This window comes from Streptomyces sp. NPDC091682 (assembly GCF_044756625.1).
Classification (GTDB): domain Bacteria; phylum Actinomycetota; class Actinomycetes; order Streptomycetales; family Streptomycetaceae; genus Streptomyces.
In genome coordinates, this window is sequence record NZ_JBIVTH010000010.1 from 51,854 (window position 1) to 68,346 (window position 16,493).

Below are 16,493 nucleotides of genomic sequence, written 5' to 3' on the forward strand. Positions count from 1 at the left end.
CTCGTGCACGCGGCCCGGGCTCACTCGATGGTCTGGCGGCCCTCCGGGCGGGCGCTGCACGAGCTGCGGAAGGAGCAGTGGTCGCAGTGGCGGCCCGCGGCGGGTGCGAACCGCTCGTCCAGGACCCGGCCCGCGGCGGTGGCCAGCAGGTCGCCGACCCACTCCCCGTCGAGCGGCTGCTGGGCCTGCACCTTGGGCACCGCGTCGCCGCCCTCGCGGACCGCGGCGCCCTGGCGGAGCTGGACCAGCTCGGCGCCGCCGGGCGCGGGGCGCAGGCCGTCGAAGGCCTCGTCGACGGCGCCCTCGCGCACGGCGAGCTGGTAGACGGCGAGCTGGGGGTGGCGGGCGACCTCGTCCTTGGTGGGCGCCGACTTGCCGGTCTTGAAGTCGACGACGTACGCACGCCCCTGCGGGTCCGATTCGACCCGGTCCATGGAGCCCCGGATGCGGACGGCGACCTCACCGGCTTCGAGCGTGACGTCGAACTCGTGCTCCGTGGCCACGGCCGCGCGGCCGCCGCGGTCGGTGGTGTGCCAGCGCAGGAAGCGTTCCAGGGCGGCGCGGGCGTTGTCCTTCTCCTGGCGGGACTTCCAGGGGGCGTCGAAGGCGAGGGCGTCCCACACCGAGTCGAGGCGCTCCATGAGGACGGCGAGGTCGGCGGGGGTGCGGCCGGAGGCGACCTCGTCGGCGAGGACGTGGACGACGTTGCCGAAGCCCTGGGCGGCGGTGGAGGGGGTGTCGGCCTTGACCTCGCGGCCGAGGAACCACTGGAGGGAGCAGGTGTTGGCGAGCTGCTCCAGGGCGCTGCCGGACAGGGCGACGGGCCGGTCCCGGTCGCGGAGGGGGACGCTGCTGCGGGTGGGCTCGTACAGGCCCCACCAGCGCTGCGGGTGCGCGGCGGGGACCAGCGGGCGGTCCTCGTCGTCGGTGAGCGCGGCAAGGCGGGCGAGGCGGCGGGCGGCCGCGTCGCGCAGGGCGGGCGAGGCGGCGGGGTCGACGGTGGTGGCGCGCAGCTCGGCGACGAGCGCGGCGACGGCGAGGGGGCGGCGGGGGCGGGCGGTGACGTCCCGCGGGGGGACGCCGAGCTCGGTGAGGAAGCGGGAGGGCTGGTCGCCGTCGTCGGCGGGGGCCTTGACGGCGGTGACGACGAGGCGGTCGCGGGCGCGGGTGGCGGCGACGTAGAAGAGCCGGCGCTCCTCGGCGAGCAGGGCGCCGGGGGTGAGGGGCTCGGCGAGGCCGTCGCGGCCGATGCGGTCGGCCTCCAGGAGGGAACCGCGGCGGCGAAGGTCGGGCCACAAGCCCTCTTGGACGCTCGCGACGACGACGAGGGACCACTCCAGTCCCTTGGAGCGGTGCGCGGTCATCAGCCGGACGGCGTCGGAGCGGGTGGCGCGGGCCGTCAACGTGTCGGCGGCGATGTCCTCCGCCTCCAGTTGTTCGAGGAAGTTGAGCGCGCCGCGGCCTCCGGTGCGTTCCTCGGCACGGGCGGCGGTGTCGAAGAGGGCGCAGACCGCGTCGAGGTCGCGGTCGGCGTTGCGGCCGGCCGGGCCGCCGCGGCGGGCGCTGCGCTCCAGCCGCTGCGGCCAGGGCGTGCCGTCCCAGAGGACCCACAGGGCCTCCTCGGCGGTGCCGCCGCCCTGGAGCAGTTCGCGGGCCTTGCGCAGGAGCAGGCCGAGGCGCTGGGCGCCGCGGGCGTAGGCGGGGTCGTGGGCGGTGAGCCGCTCGGGCTCGGCGAGGGCGCGGGCGAGGAGTACGTCGGAGGGCGCGGGCACCTTGACGCCGGCGGCGCGCTCCTCTTCGCGCAGGGCGCGGCCGAGCCGTCGCAGGTCGGCGGCGTCCATCCCGCCGAGGGGCGAGGCGAGCAGCGTGAGGGCGGCCTCGACGGTGACGCCTCCGGCGGGGTCGGCGGGACCCACGGAGCTCCGCCCCGGGCCCGCTTCGACGGCGTCGGGCTGGTCCTGCAGAGCGGACGGCGACGCGTCGGCGGAGCCGGTCGGGGCTTCGGGGCTCCGCCCCGGGTCGGACCCGACGGCGTCGGACACGCCGGACACGCCGGACACGCCGGGGTCGCCGGGGTCGCCGGGGTCGCCGGGGTCGCCGGGGTCGCCGGGGTCGCCGGGGTCGCCGGGGTCGCCGGGGCTCCGCCCCGAGCCCGCTTCGACGGCGTCGGGCTCGCCTTCGGCAGGTGGGGCTTCCCGCCCACCCGCCCCGAAGGCCCGAGAGAGCTCGCCGACGCGCCCGCCCGGGCCCAGCTCGACCGCGTCGGCCCCTTCCTGCGGAGCGGACGGGACGGCCGGTGCCGGGTCCGCGGAGCCGGTCGGGGCTTCGGGGCTCCGCCCCGGGTCGGACCCGACGGCGTCGGACACGCCGGGGTCCGCGGCCTGCCCCGGGCCCGCTTCGACGGCGTCGGACACGGCGGGGCTCTGCCCCAAGCCGGGCTCGGCCGCGGCGGGCTCGGCTTCCGGGAGGTCCGCGCCCGGTTCGGCCTCGGTGGCCGAGACGCGCAGGGCCGTCAGGAGGGGGGCGACCGCCGGTTCGTGGCGCAGGGGCGTGTCCGCGCCGTCCGTCTCGACCGGCACTCCCGCCGAGATCAGGGCGCGGCGCATGGCCGGGAGGGTGCGACCTCCCGCGCGGACCAGGACGGCCATGTCCTGCCAGGGCACCCCGTCCTCCAGGTGGGCCCGCCGCAGGACGTCGGCGATGTTGTCCAGTTCGGCGCCCGCCGTCGGGTACGTGAACACCTCCACCCGCCCGCCCTCCCGCACCGGTGCGAGGTTCCGGTGGGCGCGGACCGCCTCGGCCGGCAGTCGCGGGACCGGCATCCGGGTGGTGAGCAGCCGGGTGGCCGCCAGGAGGGCCGCGCCGGAGCGGCGGCCGACGGTGAGGGCCTTGACCTGCGCGCCGGGGAAGGCCGACCCGAAGTCCAGGACGTTGTTGATGTCGGCGCCGCGGAAGGCGTAGATCGACTGGTCGGGATCGCCGAAGGCGACCAGCGTGCCGCCCGGGCCGGTGAGGGCGCGCAGCAGCCGCAGCTGCGAAGCGTCCGTGTCCTGGTACTCGTCGACGAAGATCGCGTCGTAGGCGGAGGCGAGGGACGGCGTGCGTTCCGCGAGGAGCACCGCCCGGTGCAGGAGTTCCGCGTAGTCCAGCGTGCCCTGCATGTCGAGGACGTCGAGGTACTCGGAGAGGAAGGCCGCCGCCGCCTTCCAGTCCGGGCGGCCGATGCGGTCGGCGAACGAGGAGAGGGCCTGCGGCCCGAGGCCCAGCTCGCGGGCACGGGCGAGCACCGCCCGGACCTCGTCGGCGAACCCGCGCGTGGTCAGCGCGGCGCGCAGGTCGTCCGGCCAGCGGATGGAGCGGATCCGGCGCTGGCCCTCGAGGAGGGTACGGACCATCACGTCCTGCTCGGGGCCGGACAGCAGCCGCAGCGGGTCGGCGAAGAGGTCGGTGTCCTGGTGGGCGCGGACCAGTCCGTAGCAGAAGGAGTGGAAGGTGGTGGCCTGCGGGGCGCGCGCGCCGCCGAGCCGCAGGGCGGCCCGGTCGCGCAGTTCCACCGCCGCCTTGCGGCTGAAGGTGAGGATGAGGATCCGGGCGGGGTCGGCGCCCGCTTCCACCCGGGCGGTGACGGCTTCGACCAGCGTGGTCGTCTTTCCGGTGCCCGGTCCGGCGAGGACCAGCAGCGGTCCGCCGGCGTGGTCAACCACCGCGCGCTGTGCTGCGTCCAGCACAGGAGGATCCACCCGTTCCGGCCCGGTGCGCACGAGGCGGTACGCATCGGGGGTCCGCGTACGCCGCCGTTCGGTGCGGTCCGAGGAAGAGGTGATCACGTGGGGTGCCGGTCCTGGTGGGTCTGCGGGGTGTGGCGGTGCTGCCGTGACGGCTCGCGCGGAAGCCACCGCGGAAGCCGAAGTGGCAACGCTACGGCAACCCGCCGACGCCGCGCAGTCCCCCGGGGTACCCCGGACGGGCGTTCGGGCCGTCGCCCGATCGCCCGTCCGGGCCCCGTATGGCCGAAGCTGTCAGGTGTGAGCCTCGTCGCGCGCGCCGTCCTGTCCCCCATCCTGTCCGGGGGACCCGTCCCAGCGCGCCCGGCGCATGTCCAGCCGCGGCTCGCCGCCCGCCGTCAGGCGCAACGGGGTGGCCTCGGTCCGGTAGTGCTCCAGGGCGCGCACCTCGTGGCCGGGCAGCGGCAGGCCGTCCGCCCGCACCACGCGCCACCAGGGAACGGCTCCCCCGTACAGGGCCATGACACGCCCGACCTGGCGCGGTCCTCCCTCGCCGAGCCACTCGGCGACGTCCCCGTACGTCATCACCCGGCCGGGCGGAATACGCTCGGCCACCTCCAGTACGCGCTCCGCGTACGCGGGCAGCTCCTCACTCATTCAGCACATGGTGCAGTACGTCGGCCGCGCTCCGGCGGAAGTCTCGCTTCCGCACCGGCGCGCACCCTGATGCCCCGCTGGCCCGTCGGTCCGTGCCACCATCTTCCGGGCGGTGACTGGTGATACGTGATCAAGAAGAGACGGACGTGACGACGAAGGAGCAGGGTGTGAGCCCTCCGGACGGCGCGGCGACCGACGACGGCGCACGCCCTGACGACGGCCGCTCCGCCCGCCCCGACCCCGTCCCGGAGCCCCGTCCGGAGCCCCCGCGCCCCGGCGGCCGGACCGACCGCACGGGCGGAGCCGAGACGGCCGGGGCCGAGGGCGCCGAAGCCGGGGCCGGAGCGCCCGCGGCCAAGGCTGCCGAAGCCGGGGCCGGGGCCGTCGGGCCGGGGGCCGGCGCCAGCGCCACCGCCGAGGGCCCGCACGGTCACGCCGCCACGGACGCCGACCGGGTCGAGGTCGACGAACCGCTGCTCGCCGCCCGCGTGCACCGGCCGTCCGACCTCGTACGCCTGCTCGTCGGCATCCTCGGCATCGCCGTCCTCCTCGGCATCGCCGCCTTCGCCCACGGCACCACCGTGGGCCTGGAGGAGGACATCAGCAAGGGCACCGGCCAGGCGCCCGACCTGCTGATCAAGGTCGCCGCGCTGGTGTCCAGCATCGCGGTGCTGCTGCTGCCCGTCGCCTTCGCCATCGAGCGGCTGATCAAACGCGACGGGCTGCGCATCGCCGACGGCGTGCTCGCGGCCGTCCTCGCGCACGGCGTCACCCTCGCCACCGACCTGTGGGTCTCGCAAGCCGCCCCCGACACCATCCAGGACGCCCTCACCCGCCCCGCGGCCGGCGGGACCCTGACCGACCCGGTCCACGGCTACCTCGCGCCCGTCATCGCGTACATGACCGCGGTCGGGATGACCCGTAGACCCCACTGGCGGGTCGCCCTGTGGGTGGTCCTGCTCCTCAACGCCCTGGCCATGCTGGTCAACGGGTACACCACCCCCTTCTCGATCATCCTCACCGTGCTGATCGGCTGGAGCGTCGCCTACGGCACCCTGTACGCCGTCGGTTCGCCCAACGTGCGCCCCACCGGACAGCACCTCCTCGCCGGACTGCGCCGGGTCGGCTTCCAGCCGGTCAGCGCGATGCGCGCCGAGATGCCCGAGGGCCCCGAGCCCTCCGAGGCCAACGACCGCGGTCGCCGGTACCACGTGACCCTGGAGGACGGGCCACCGCTCGACGTCACGATCGTCGACCGCGAGCAGCAGGCCCACGGCTTCTTCTACCGGGTCTGGCGCCGGCTCACCCTGCGCGGCATCACCACGGGGCGCAGCCTGCAGTCGCTGCGCCAGGCGCTGGAGCAGGAGGCGCTCCTCGCGTACGCGGCCATCGCGGCGGGGGCGAACGCGCCGAAGCTGATCGCCACCTCCGAGCTCGGTCCGGACGCGGTGATGCTCGTGTATGAGCACCTGGACGTCCGGGCCCTCGACGCGCTCCCCGACGAGGAGATCACCGACGAGCTGATCCACCACACGTGGGAGCAGGTACGGGCCCTCCAGTCGCGGCGGATCGCACATCGACGGCTGACCGGGGACGCCCTTGTGGTGGATCGTTCCGGCAACGTCATCCTGACCGACCTGCGCGGCGGCGAGATCGCCGCGGGTGATCTGGTCCTGCGGATGGACATCGCCCAGCTGCTGACCACGATCGGCCTGCGGGTCGGCGCCGAGCGCGCGGTGGCCTCGGCCGTGTCGGTGCTCGGCCCGGACGCGGTGGCGGACTGTCTGCCGCTGCTCCAGCCGATCGCGCTGAGCCGTTCCACCCGGGCGACGCTGCGCAAGCTGGCCCGGGAGCGGGCGGAGCGGCAGCGGGAGGCCGTGCTGGAGTCCTCGCGGGCGGCGAAGGCGGCGCGCGACGCGGAGTCCGAGGCCTCCGAGACCCCGGTCTCCGCATCGGCCGCGGCCGACCGCAAGGCCGAGAAGAAGGCCCTGGAAGATGCGCTGGACGGGGCCCGCGAGGAGGATCTGCTGACCCAGATCCGCCACCAGGTGCTGCTGATCCGGCCACAGGCCCCGGTGGAGCCGGCCCGGCTGGAGCGGATCCGGCCGCGCACGCTGGTCTCGTTCATCGCGGGCGCGTTCGGCGCGTACTTCCTGCTCACGCAGCTCGCCCACGTGGACTTCGCGACGATCATCGGCCAGGCGCAGTGGGGCTGGGTCGGGGCGGCGCTCGCCTTCTCGGCGCTGACGTACTTCGCGGCGGCCATGAGCCTGCTGGGCTTCGTCCCGGAGCGGGTGTCCTTCCTGCGGACCGTGGTCGCACAGGTGGCCGGGTCGTTCGTGAAGCTGGTCGCCCCGGCGGCCGTCGGCGGTGTCGCGCTCAACACGCGGTTCCTGCAGCGGGCGGGGGTCCGGCCGGGGCTGGCGGTCGCGAGCGTGGGCGCCTCCCAGCTGTTCGGGCTGGCCAGCCACATCGTGCTGCTGCTGTCCTTCGGCTATCTGACCGGGACCGAGAAGACGCCGGAGATGACCCCGTCCCGGGCCGTCATCGCGGGCTTGCTGACGGTGGCCGTGCTGGTGCTGGTGGTGACGGCGGTCCCGTTCCTGCGGAAGTTCGTGGTGACGCGGGTACGGGCGCTGTTCGCGGGCGTGGTGCCGCGCATGCTGGACGTGCTCCAGCGGCCGAAGAAGCTGCTGACCGGCATCGGCGGGATGCTGCTGCTGACGGGCTGCTTCGTGATGTGCCTGGACGCGTCCATCCGCGCGTTCGGGGGCGGCGAGGCCATCAGCTACGCGAGCATCGCGGTGGTGTTCCTGGCGGGCAACGCGCTGGGGTCGGCGGCTCCGACGCCGGGCGGCATGGGCGCGGTGGAGACCACGCTGACCCTCGGGCTGATCGCGGCGGGCCTGGAGAAGGAAGTCGCGATCTCCGCGGTGCTGCTGTTCCGTCTGATGACCTTCTGGCTGCCGGTGCTGCCGGGGTGGATCTCGTTCAACTTCCTGACCCGCAAGGAAGCCATCTAGCCTCCGGCCCGGTCGGCGGATCCGGCTCCGGTTAGCGGCTGCGGCTCCGGCCGGCGGCTGCGGCACCGGGTCGCTCCCGTACCCGCTACGGCGCCTCGCGCCCGCGCCTCGAACGCCGGCGGGGGGCGATGTCCGAGGCGGGTGGCAGCATGCGTCCATGAGCGAAGACCAGGACAGCCGTTGCCCGTTCGACGATCCGGCCGCGGTGCTGCGCGCGGACCGGGCGGCCCTGCGGGGCGGGGTCACCGGTGAAGGGGGCATCGGGCGGGAGGTGTTCACGCAGGCCGAGGCCGTCTTCGGGCGGGCCGACGTGGTGCGGGCGGAGTTCGCCTCCTGGCTGCACTTCGCGGCGACGGTGCTCGGGCACCACGACTACGCCGCCCGCGTCGCCGAGGCCGAACCGGGTCTGCCCTGGCGGACGGTGTGGGCCTGGTGGCGGCCCGTCGGTGCCTACGTGGCGGAGCCGAACCTCAGTGGGGACCACACGGCCGAGGTGTACGACCTCGACGGGGGCGCGGCCGTGAAGGTGTGGGCCCTGTGGTGCGAGGACGCCTGGTTCGATCTGGAAACGGGACGCCGGCTGCCCGCACCGGCCGACGGTGGGGCCGTGGAGCGGGACGAGGCGGAGCCGGACGGTCCGTGGCTGTTCGACGCGGACGGGGAGGGCTGGGCGCTGAACTGCCCCGGCACCTGGGAGGAACCGGTTCCGCTCGGCGGCGGCCGCTACCTGTACGTGGAGGCGCGCGGGGTCGTGGTGGTGGAGGAGAACGCCGCGGCGCTCGCCGACTGGCCCCGGGGCGCCACCGACGCCTCGTCCTGGGCGTCGGCCGAGGACGCCCCGTGGTTCCGTCCGGGCACGCGCGGCTCCGGTCCGCTCACCGCGGCCGGGCTCGCCCGGACCTTCGGCGACGCGTGGGTCACCCGTGTCCCCGGCGACGAGCTCCCGGACTCGCTGGAGCACCCGGGCACCCGGGAGTTCCTGAGCGGGGTGGGGCTGCCGCGCCACTGGGCCGCGGGCGTCAGCTCGTTCGAGGTCGCCCCGGAGTTGCTGCGGCCGCTGACCGCGCAGGCACCGGAGGCCGGCGACGACGCCCTCCTGCACCTCGGGACCTTCGACTTCGGGTACACCGACCCGGGCCTGGTGGGCGTCCACCGCGTCACCGGAGCGGTGCACATGTACCAGGAGTCCGTCATCCCGCTGGCCCGGGACGTGGCGACCTTCGTCGGACTCCTCGACGGCGTGCGCCGGTACATGGGCGCCTGCTGGTCCTCGTACCCGGCCGAGGACGGCATCGGGGACTTCGGCGAGGCGATGGAGGCCCTGAATCCCGGGGCGCTGGCCAACGGCTCGCCCGCGGCCGAGACCTGGGAGCACCTGTTCGCCGCGATCACCGAGCTGAGCGTGTACGGCTACTGAGGGGAGGGCGGGCAGGCGGGCGGGCACGACCCCCGTTCGGGTCAGCGCACGGGCGGGGTCGCCGCGGGGCCCACAGGATGGGGACATGCCGACACACGCCTGGCGGGTCACCGCCGCCGCCACGCTCGCCGCCGGGCTGCTCGCCACGGCCGCCTGTTACTCGGACGGCGACGGGAAGAAGGCCACGGCCGACGGCTCCCCCGAGGTCAAGCCCCTGAAATGGGGCGACTGCGAGGCCCCGACCGCCGCCCAGGGCGGTGGTCAGGCCCCGCCCAAGGACTGGCAGTGCGCCACCCTCGACGTGCCGCTCGACTACGCGAAGCCCGAGGGCGAGACGATCCCGATCGCCCTGATCCGGGCCAAGGCCCGGGACCAGAAGAACCGATTGGGCTCCCTGGTCTTCAACTTCGGCGGCCCCGGCGGCTCGGGCATCAGTACGCTGCCGGGCGCCGCGAAGGAGTACGAGGCCCTGCGCGCCCGGTACGACCTGGTGAGCTTCGACCCTCGCGGGGTGGGCGGCAGCGACCCGGTCCTGTGCGAGAACGACAAGCAGTTGGACCAGTACTTCAGCGAGGACTCCTCCCCCGAGACCCCGGAGGAGGAGAAGGCCTTCCTCGAGAACATCCGCACGTACCAGGAGGCCTGCGAGAAGAACTCCGCCGCGATGCTCCCCCGCGTCGGCACCGAGAACGCCGCCCGCGACCTGGACCGCATCCGCCAGGCCCTCGGCGACGAGAAGCTGAACTACTTCGGCATCTCCTACGGCACGGAGCTCGGCGGGGTCTACGCCCACCTCTTCCCCAAGAACGTCGGCCGGGCCGTCTTCGACGCCGTCGTGGACCCCACCAAGACCGCCGAACAGAGCGCCCTGGGCCAGGCCAAGGGCTTCCAGCTCGCGCTCGGCAACTTCGCCCAGGACTGCGTGGACCGCGGCGACGAGTGCCGGCTCCGGGGCAGCACGCCCAAGGAGATCGAGGCCGACATCATCAAGCTGCAGAAGGCGCTGGCCGCCAAGCCCATCCCGGGCATCGGGGACCGGATGCTCACCGAGAGCCAGGCGACCAACGGCATCGCGCAGGCCCTGTACTCGAAGGAGCTCTGGCCGCTGCTGGAACAGGGTCTCGACGAAGCGGAGGGCGGTCAGGGGCAGTTGCTGATGGCCCTGTCCGATGCGCTCAACGGCCGTGACCAGCAGGGGCGTTACAGCAACATCGGTGCGGCCAACACCGCGATCAACTGTGTGGACGACAAGGAGCGCTACACCCTGGAGCAGACGAAGGCCAAGCTGGCGGAGTTCCGTGCCGCCTCGCCGGTCTTCGGGGACCTCCTCGGCTGGGGCATGTTGACCTGCACCGGCTGGCCGGTCCCCGGCACCTGGGAGACCCCCGACGTCTCGGCGCCGGGCTCCGACCCGATCCTGGTGATCGGCAACACCGGCGACCCGGCCACCCCGTACGAGGGCGCCCGCAAGATGGTGGAGCGGCTCGGCCCGGGCGTGGGCGTGGAGCTCACCTACAAGGGCGAGGGGCACGGCGCGTACAACAGCGGCGACCCGTGCGTGCAGAAGGCGGTCAACGGCTACCTGCTGGACGGGAAGGCGCCGGCCGGGGGCACCGTCTGCACCGCGGCCCCCGACCCGACGCCGCCGCCCGGGGTGCCGGAGTCGTCGGCCGCCTGATCCGGTCCGCGGGACGAACGCCGAAGGGGCCGTACCCCGATCCCGGGATACGGCCCCTTCGGACCGTGGCTCTAGTAGACCGGCTTCTCGGGCTCGATCTGGTGGACCCAGCCGATCACGCCGCCACCGACGTGCACCGCGTCCGCGAAGCCCGCGGACTTCAGGACCGCGAGGACTTCCGCACTGCGGACACCCGTCTTGCAGTGCAGGACGATGCGCTTGTCCTGCGGCAGGTCCTGGAGGGCGGTGCCCATCAGGAACTCGCCCTTGGGGATCAGCTTCGCGCCGGGGATCGAGACGATCTCGTACTCGTTGACCTCGCGGACGTCGATGATCTCGATGGGCTCGTCGGTGTCGATCCACTCCTTGAGCTGCTTGGGAGTGATCGTCGAACCGGCGGCCGCCTCCTGGGCCTCCTCCGACACGACGCCGCAGAAGGCCTCGTAGTCGATGAGCTCGGTGACGGTCGCGTTCGGACCGCAGACCGCGCAGTCGGGGTCCTTGCGGACCTTGACCTGGCGGTACTGCATCTCCAGGGCGTCGTAGATCATCAGGCGGCCGACCAGCGGCTCGCCGACACCCGTGAGGACCTTGATGGCCTCGGTGACCTGGATCGACCCGATGGACGCGCAGAGCACGCCCAGCACGCCGCCCTCGGCGCAGCTCGGGACCATGCCCGGCGGCGGGGGCTCCGGGTAGAGGCAGCGGTAGCAGGGGCCGTGCTCGGACCAGAAGACCGAGGCCTGGCCGTCGAAGCGGTAGATCGAGCCCCACACGTACGGCTTGTTGAGCAGCACGCAGGCGTCGTTCACCAGGTAGCGCGTGGCGAAGTTGTCCGTGCCGTCGACGATGAGGTCGTACTGGCTGAAGATCTCCATCACGTTCTCGGCTTCGAGCCGCTCTTCGTGAAGGACCACGTTCACGTACGGGTTGATGCCCAGCACGCTGTCGCGGGCCGACTCGGCCTTGGACCGGCCGATGTCCGCCTGGCTGTGGATGATCTGGCGCTGCAGGTTCGACTCGTCGACCTCGTCGAACTCCACGATGCCCAGCGTGCCGACGCCGGCCGCGGCCAGGTACATGAGGGCGGGCGATCCGAGACCGCCGGCACCCACGGCCAGCACCTTGGCGTTCTTCAGGCGCTTCTGGCCGTCCATCCCGACGTCCGGGATAATCAGGTGCCGCGAATACCGACGGACCTCGTCAACGGTGAGCTCAGCTGCTGGCTCGACCAGCGGTGGCAGCGACACGGGCACTCCGAAGATGGGAGCATCCCCGCAGGTGCAGGGTGCAAACTGATGGTTGTTCTCCCAGTAACACTGCCACGCCCGTCTTCATTCCAAGACACCTGTCCCGATCCTTGAGACGATTTCGTCCCAGTAAGCGGGCATTGAGGCCCAGGGGTCGCTGCCGCGCGTCCCGAGCCGGTCGGTGAACCAGATCGTGCCCGCCCCCTGCCAGCGGGCGATCCTCATCGCCTCCTCCAGATGCGCCCGCGGCACCCCGTGGACGAGGTGGCAGAAGCGCTCCGCAGGATGGTCCGCGGTCCACTCGGCCACCTGCGACCAGCGGTAGTCGGACCAGGCCCCGGAGAAGGTGACCAGCTGGTCGGCGGCCTCCGCGTAGCCCTCGTACGGGTGCGTGCCGTGCCCGAGCACGATCCACAGGTCCTCACCGAGGCCCCGCAGGGTATCCACGACCCGGCTCACCGAGGCGAACTCCGCCTTGCCGGCCGGGGTTCCGGCCAGGTAGAAGCCGCCGACCCCGTACCAGTCGCGGAAACGGTGGGCATCGGAGACCAGCTCCCCGAAGGACCGCGCCCCGTCTCGCACCGCGAGATGGCCGAGGATCATGCCGCCCGCGCGGCGCAGCTTCGCGGCCGCTTCCGTGCAGTGCGGATCGGGCCGCCCGCCCGGGCCGTCCGCCACGTTCAGCACGGCCCAGTGCAGCGGGGTACCGGGGCGGGTCAGCTCGGCCCACTCGACGGGGGCGAGCAGCGGGTGCGCGTAGCCGGGGATGCCGAGACCGAGGCGGCCGGCCCCGGTCGCGGCGGCGGTCATGGCCCCCGGCGGCGTCGTCAGATGCGGCACGCCGCCTCCATCCAGATGTCCGCGAGGGATTCCTCCAGGTTGATCCGGGGCCGCCAGCCGAGCCGGTCGCGTGCGGTACGGACGTCCGCCTGCTGCCAGGCCCCGCAGCCGTCCGGGTACGGGTACGGCTGGGGGGCCGCGACGGCCATCTGCTCGGTGGTGGCCTCGGAGCGGGGCGAACCGATGGCGGAGAGGCCGGCCGGGCGGCCGGGGTGCCCGTGCCCCTGCTGGGGTCCGCCGTGCGGGACGTCCAGCTCGTGCAGGGCGCCCCCGTACCCGGCGACCCGGGCGAGGACCGAGGCCGCGTCGCGCAGCCGGACCGCGCGGCCGGTGCCGATGTTGACCACGCCCTGGGCGGCGGACAGCGAGGCGGCGTGCACGGCCCGCGCCACGTCGCGTACGTCCACGAAGTCGCGTTGCACGCCGAGTCCGCTGAGCTTCAGCTCGCCGTCGCCCGCCTGCATCGCGCGGCGCATGGCCTCGGCGAGGCGGCCGAGCGGGGATCCGGCGGGGGTACCGGGTCCGACGGGCGAGAAGATCCGCAGGACGACGGCGTCGAGTCCGGAGCCCAGGACCAGCTCGGTGGCGGCCAGTTTGCTCACGCCGTACGGCCCACCGGGTCTCGGCACGGCGTCCTCCGCCGTGGACGATCCGGGCTGGCTGGGCCCGTACTCGGCGGCGCAGCCGAGCTGCACCAGCCGGGCCCCGCAGCCGCTGCGGCGCAGCGACTCGCAGATCGTCGCGACGGCGACGGTGTTGTGCCGGGTGAGTTCCCGGGCCCCGCCCCGGGTCGCTCCGGCGCAGTTGATGACGACGCCCGGGTGGACGGCGTCGAGGAAGCGGGTGAGCGCGCCGGGGCTGCCGGTGGCGAGGTCGAAGCGGACGTCGGCGTCGTCGCCGCGGCCAAGCGCGGTGAGCTGGACGGCGGGGTCGGCGAGCAGCCGGTCGGCCACGTAGCGGCCGAGGTATCCGTTGGCTCCGATCAGCAGCACCCTCATCGCGTGACCCCTTGGTTGGTTGGCTGGCCGGTCATGTCTGTGTCTCCTTGCGGACGGATGGACGGATGGGTGGGGCGGGGTACGGGCAAAGCGCCTCGGCGTCGGCTCCGAAGGTCTGGGGACGTCCCGGGGACGTCAGGTCCGCGCGTGCGCGGAGGCGCGGGCCAGGGCGAGCACGGCGTGTACGAGGAGTCCGGCCACGGCGGCGAGCGCCGCCGCCGGGACGGGGACCAGGGCGAGGGCGAGGGCCGCGCCGACGGGCCCGCGGGGGGCTCCGTGCCGCAGCAGGAGCCGGGTCAGGAAGAGCAGCAGTGCGAGGGGAACGGCCACCGGAAGCGGCGTTCCGGCGAGCACGGCGGCCGCGGCCGCGGCCCCGGTGAACAGGGCGACGGCCGCCAGCAGCAGCGGACGCGCCCGGTCCGCGAAGTCCTCCAGGGCCCGGCTCCCGTCGAGCCGGGCCCGCGCCCCGGCGGCGAAGGCGACGGCGACCAGGTGCGCGGGGACGACGGCCAGCGCGAGGCCGACGGCGAGGGCGGTGCCGTGCCGGTACACGGCCCAGCCGGCCACGGCCGCGGCCAACACGTGCGCCGCGTAGGGGAACCGGCGCCCGGCGGCCCGCCCCGGCCACACCAGGGCGGTGGCGACGGCGACCACGGCGGCGGCCCCGGCCCACGCCTGCCCGGCGGCGGCCGCGGCGCAGGCGAGGGCGGCCGGCAGCAGCGCGTAGCCGACGCCGCGGAACGCGGCGGGGCCGGCCGGGACCGGAGCGGGCGCGGCGGGGGCGACCTCCTCGTGGGGGCTGCGCGCGTACAACTCTTCGGCGAGCGAGAAGACGTCCCGGTGCCGGAACCGTGCGGCGGTCCGGTCGGTGATGCCGTGGGCCTCCAGCCCGGCGGCGATCTCCAGCGGGTCCACGGCGCGCTCGCACAGCTCCCGGTGCCGGTGCAGCAGGGCCTTGACGGGATCCCCGGCGGCCCTGCGCCGAGCCGGCCCGGCGGCCAGTCCGCCGCCCCGGCCGCCGGGCCCCTCCCTTCCGGCTTCGTCATGGCCACTCCCCGCCTCGGCGGCGTTTGAGGCGCGGGGGTCCGGGGGCAGCGCGCCCGGCAACGGCGCCGCGCCGGACCGTGCACCGGAGGACGGCACCGCACCTGCGGCACCGCTGCCGGGGCTCCGCCCCGGACCCCGCGCCTCAAACGCCGGCGAGGCTGAATGTGCCGGGGCTGGAGGTAACGCTGGCGAGGGCGCATATGACGGGGCCGCCGCGATCTGGGGGTCGATGGTGGTCATACGACGGCCTCCGGGGACGGGTCCGGGGCGGGAGCCCACGTCGGGCTGGTCCAGTGGCCGGGCACCCGGGCCTCCGGGGGCCGGGCGAAGGGGATCCCGCCGTCCGGCCGCGCGGAGCCCTTGGCCAGCAACCGCAGGTAGATCTCCTGGAAGGCGGCCACGTTCTGTTCGACGGTGAAGAGCTCCAGGGCCCGCGCCCGGCCGGCGGCGCCGAGCCGCTGCGCCCGCTCGGGGTCCTGCAGCAGCGACAGACAGGCTTCGGCGAGCGCCCGCGGATTGCGGGGCGGGACGACGAGCCCGGTGCCCCCGATGACCTCGCGGACCGCACCCACGTCGGTGGAGACGGTGGCGCGCCCGCAGAGCATCGCCTCGGCGAGGGTGACCGGGAAGCCCTCGATCACGGAGGACAGGACGACGACGCGCCCGGCGCCGTACGCCTCGGCCGTGGTGGGGACTTCGGGTCCGCCGATCTCCTCGAAGGTGACCGGGTTCTCCCCGGCCGTGACCGAGTCGGCGGCCTCGTCGGGGAAGAGCTGGGCGGCCAGGGAGCGGCAGTCTGCGAGGTAGCCGGGGACCGTGGCCGTGGCGAAGATCCGCAGCCGGGTGCCGGGCGCGGCCCGGCGGACCTCGGCGAAGGCGTGCAGCAGGGCGATGAGGTCCTTGGCGGGCTCCATCCGCCCGAGCCACACCAGGGTGTCGGGGTCCCCGGGGTCAGCGGCCTCGCCGACGGTGGCGAATCGGTCCGCCTCCATCCCGGGATAGACGGTCCGCAGCCGTTCCCGGGTGGCCCCGCAGCGCTCCTGCCAGCGCCGGGCGTGCACGTTCCCGGGGGTCAAGAAGTCGGCCCGGGTGTAGATCTCGGTGGCCAGCCGCAGTTGGAAGGCCGCGAGCAGGGCCCTCACGGCGGGGCGGGTCTCCGGCTCGCCACGGGTGTCGAGCCGCGCCAGGTAGTGGGCCCGGAGCTGGACGCCGTACTCGGTGACCAGCAGCGGGACCCCGAAGAAGCGTTTGGCCAGGAGTCCGGGGAGGGCGGCCACGCCGCCCGCGGCCGCGTGGCAGATGTCGGCCTCGCCGAGACCGTCCGGCTCCCCGTACCAGTCGAGGGACAACGGCCGGAGCATGACCTCCAGTTCGTCCACGAACTCCAGCAGGTCGGCCACCTGGGCGGCCCGTACGGTGCGTGCGGCGCCTGGCGCCCGGCAGGCGGACTCCAGGGTCCGCACCGCGGACTCGGAGCGCAGGGCCGCGTACATCCCGCCCTGTTCGCGGGCGAGTCCGGCGAGCCCGTACAGTCCGGTCTCGAAGGGCTGCTCCGCACCGGCGCAGATCCCGTGGACCAGCTGCTCGAAGCAGTCCACGAACCGCCGGCGCTCCCGCCGGGAGTGGGTCCGCCCGTCGTCGGCGGGGGCCCACAGGGGGGCCGTCCGGACCCGGGTGACGTGCTCGGGCAGTGGCACACGGGCGCGTTCCTGCTCGGCGCTGCGGCTCAGTGCGTAGACCTCGAACTCGTGCTGCGGGAGCCCGCGCACGAGCCGGTCGCACCACAGCCTCGCCTCTCCCGTCGCATACGGATAACCACCTTCGGTGAGCAGTCCGATCCGCACGAGTCGCACCCCCG

10 protein-coding genes are annotated in these 16,493 nt (G+C 74.5%); 3 read left to right on the forward strand and 7 right to left on the reverse strand.

Going from position 1 to position 16,493, the window contains the following annotated elements; translation table 11 throughout:
* Nucleotides 1-20: 20 nt before the first annotated feature.
* Both ACIQK6_RS23115 and ACIQK6_RS23120 read right to left on the reverse strand, forming a co-directional pair.
* On the reverse strand, nucleotides 21-3,761 hold the full coding sequence (locus ACIQK6_RS23115; protein ID WP_402695469.1) for a UvrD-helicase domain-containing protein: 3,741 nt from the start codon (nucleotides 3,759-3,761) through the stop codon (nucleotides 21-23).
* Nucleotides 3,762-4,019: 258 nt separating this feature from the next.
* A complete protein-coding gene (locus ACIQK6_RS23120) occupies nucleotides 4,020-4,382 on the reverse strand; it encodes an MGMT family protein (protein ID WP_329099165.1) in 363 nt (120 codons plus the stop codon).
* A gap of 119 nt (nucleotides 4,383-4,501) precedes the next feature.
* Between ACIQK6_RS23120 and ACIQK6_RS23125 the strand changes: the two genes are divergently transcribed.
* From ACIQK6_RS23125 to ACIQK6_RS23135, 3 genes are all read left to right on the forward strand, one after another.
* Nucleotides 4,502-7,405, forward strand: a complete 2,904-nt coding sequence (locus ACIQK6_RS23125; protein ID WP_329099166.1) for a lysylphosphatidylglycerol synthase domain-containing protein — start codon at nucleotides 4,502-4,504, stop codon at nucleotides 7,403-7,405.
* Nucleotides 7,406-7,562: 157 nt separating this feature from the next.
* A complete protein-coding gene (locus ACIQK6_RS23130) occupies nucleotides 7,563-8,822 on the forward strand; it encodes an SUKH-4 family immunity protein (RefSeq protein WP_402695360.1) in 1,260 nt (419 codons plus the stop codon).
* 85 nt (nucleotides 8,823-8,907) lie between these two features.
* Entirely contained in the window at nucleotides 8,908-10,500 is a 1,593-nt protein-coding gene (locus ACIQK6_RS23135) for an alpha/beta hydrolase (protein ID WP_402695361.1), read from the forward strand.
* 71 nt (nucleotides 10,501-10,571) lie between these two features.
* Here the strand turns inward: ACIQK6_RS23135 and moeZ are convergent, their stop codons facing one another.
* The 5 genes from moeZ to pelF form a co-directional block, all read right to left on the reverse strand.
* The gene (gene moeZ, locus ACIQK6_RS23140; protein ID WP_150259112.1) at nucleotides 10,572-11,750 is read right to left on the reverse strand and encodes an adenylyltransferase/sulfurtransferase MoeZ; all 1,179 of its coding nucleotides are present in this window, start codon (nucleotides 11,748-11,750) and stop codon (nucleotides 10,572-10,574) included.
* Between the two features lie 84 nt (nucleotides 11,751-11,834).
* Nucleotides 11,835-12,590 carry a spherulation-specific family 4 protein gene (locus tag ACIQK6_RS23145; RefSeq protein ID WP_329099169.1) on the reverse strand — a complete coding sequence of 252 codons (756 nt, stop codon included), beginning with the start codon at nucleotides 12,588-12,590 and terminating at the stop codon, nucleotides 11,835-11,837.
* On the reverse strand, nucleotides 12,578-13,588 hold the full coding sequence (locus tag ACIQK6_RS23150) for an NAD-dependent epimerase/dehydratase (RefSeq protein WP_329099170.1): 1,011 nt from the start codon (nucleotides 13,586-13,588) through the stop codon (nucleotides 12,578-12,580). Before ACIQK6_RS23150 ends, ACIQK6_RS23145 begins: the two co-directional genes overlap by 13 nt.
* Nucleotides 13,589-13,723: 135 nt before the next feature.
* Nucleotides 13,724-14,731 (reverse strand): hypothetical protein, encoded by a 1,008-nt coding sequence (locus ACIQK6_RS23155; protein ID WP_329099171.1) that lies wholly within the window; start codon nucleotides 14,729-14,731, stop codon nucleotides 13,724-13,726.
* Between the two features lie 140 nt (nucleotides 14,732-14,871).
* Nucleotides 14,872-16,479 (reverse strand): GT4 family glycosyltransferase PelF, encoded by a 1,608-nt coding sequence (pelF, locus tag ACIQK6_RS23160; RefSeq protein ID WP_402695470.1) that lies wholly within the window; start codon nucleotides 16,477-16,479, stop codon nucleotides 14,872-14,874.
* Between the last annotated feature and the right edge of the window lie 14 nt (nucleotides 16,480-16,493).